Source organism: Nostoc sp. CHAB 5715, from assembly GCF_020829685.1.
In the GTDB taxonomy this organism is placed as follows: domain Bacteria; phylum Cyanobacteriota; class Cyanobacteriia; order Cyanobacteriales; family Nostocaceae; genus Nostoc.
Genome location: NZ_JAIVFR010001077.1, coordinates 1 through 2,367 on the forward strand (window position 1 = coordinate 1; position 2,367 = coordinate 2,367).

A 2,367-nucleotide genomic window follows, 5' to 3' on the forward strand; every position below is an offset into this window, starting at 1 on the left:
CCATTAAGTTTTAAAAAGCTTGCTCACAAAGGATTTTGGATAAAGCACCCAAGCTTGATTTGTCCCCTTTTCCTGCACCCTCTTGACAAATGTGCAATTATCTTAGCCTCTCACTGATGATTTGCTGCACAGCTAGCATGGTAATATCATCAAACTGTGGTGCCTGATCAATGTGATTGAACAAATTAGTTTTGATGCGCTCCAGTAAGTCAGATGGTGAAGAAACAGGCTGCTCAAGCAGGGATAGCAGTCGTTTAAGAGTAAAAAACTCACCTTTAGGGGCACGAGCTTCTGTTACCCCGTCGGTATAGCCAATTAAAATGTCACCCTGTTCTAGTTGAACCTGGTGTATTTTAAACTTCGCATCCGTCATCATTCCCACAGCTGGCCCGGTAGATTTAAGACTCTCCTTTACTCCTTGGGAGTTGATAATAAAGAGAGGTTCATGTCCAGCATTAATGTAGGTCAGCGAGTTTGTTAAGGGATGCAGCACTCCAAAAAAGAGCGTGGCAAACATACCCATCTGAGCATGATTTTGGGTAATGTAGTTGTTTGTAAGTTCCACAGCTTTGAGTGCATTAATTTGGTCTAAACAGGGTGTAGAAAGTGTCTCAATTTCACAACAAAATAATTCGTCGTTGCTAACTATAGACAATCCGTATAAGCTAGTTTGTCCAGAAAAAACTCGGATTAAGCTGCGGAACAAAGCCATAAATAATGCAGCACCCACACCCTTATCGCAAACATCAGCAATCACCAACCCCAAGTAGTCACCCGGAAGCATGAAAACGTCATAGAAGTCACCGGCTACCTGACGAGCCGGATAGAAACACGTTGCAATCTGCAAATTGGGTAATTTTGGTATTTCAGTAGGGAGAAAATCTATCTGAATCTGCCTGCCTTTTTCTAGTTCATCGTCAAGCGCTTTTTTAGCTTTGGTAAGTTGATTGGTTTGCTGATTTATCAGACGTGTTGCTAGTTTATGAATTTGAGCTTGAGCTACTAATAATTGATGTATATCTAACAACTTATAAACTTCATGCTCAAATTTTACTACTAGGGGTTCAGTAAGTAACTCTGGAGGTCTTTGTAAACACCGACTAGCTGCTTTGACAATTAACGTATCGTTAGGAAAAACCAATACATCAGTTTCAATATAAGCGTATAAACGACTCAAAGGTGCGCTGAAAAACAGTTCTCTTGCGTAGGGACGGCTAATAATTTTTAAGAATCGTTGCCGCGAAATTTTCCCCTTAAACTTACCTTGGTCTGTCAAAATTGCTCCTGGGAGCAACGGATTTTTTTCAAAAGCTTTAGCTAGGTCTTCCCCTAGACAAGAGAGTTCTATTTGGAAATCATAAAGCAACATCTCTTCAAGAGTTGACTCCAATTTCAGGTTCTCAAGTGATTCCCTAGAAGCTTCCTGCTTAAAGTTAGACTCTGGAATATCTTGGCTCTTGGCGAGGGTTAGTTGGGCGTTGCTAGTAACCTCTATCGGCAGACTATTAATATTTAATAACTCATCGATCAGTAGGGATGATTGATCCTGTAAACTTTCAAATTGGTCATCAGACACTGGTACGGTAGAAGTGTACAAATCTCCAGAACCGCTGATAGATTCAACACAAGCTTCTACTTGAGGTAAGTCTACTAGCTTTTTGGCGTTGGCGTAGCCCGTCGTAGACATCGCTTCGTACTCTGCTTTTGACATTGGGGTCATCCTAGAAGCTCCTTTTGTCTATTTCTATTTAAAAATCGTCAGTTTCTTCTCGGTTCATAGCTTGATATCGTCTGGTGTCAGCCAAGTTATATTTGCCTCCTAATGTAGTCCTGTTTAACTTGACGACTACCGCTTTTAGTATAAAGTATGATTCTTTACAAAGAATCTAGCTAACGCCCTACTAAATTTTATAAATATATTTTACTAATACGCAATTTGTATAAAATACTGCAATTGTTGAGTTTAAAATATGTTGATTTTTTGATATTACAGCAGTTTTCATGTATTTGAACCACATCTGTCGTAAGGGCACAGCATTGCTGTGCCCCTACCACGTGGTCTATTTACCTGAAAATAGCTGTAACATCCTTATAGGACTCCTCCAAAGATTTTTGAAAACATACTAAGACTGAAAAGCCCGTTTTATCAGGGTTTTATCTGAAATCTTGTTCAAAAATCAGATATGAGTCCTATATTGTTACTGTTAAACCTTGAAACTGATAGAAAGCAGGATTTTTAATAAATAAAAGCGATTAGCGGTTAGCGAGCTTGCGATTAGTTTTAAACAAGCCGCCCAATATGAGCGGGGTATTAACCTCCCCAAGATTAATTTTTCGCCCACGAGGGGCGAGGCATGTACCGGGTTA

General features: G+C 39.8%; 1 protein-coding gene. It reads right to left on the bottom strand.

The annotated features are described in order from the left end of the window. Nucleotides 1-97: 97 nt before the first annotated feature. Nucleotides 98-1,711, bottom strand: coding sequence for a SpoIIE family protein phosphatase (locus tag LC574_RS36100; RefSeq protein ID WP_229458425.1), 1,614 nt, complete (start codon nt 1,709-1,711; stop codon nt 98-100). Nucleotides 1,712-2,367 lie beyond the last annotated feature (656 nt).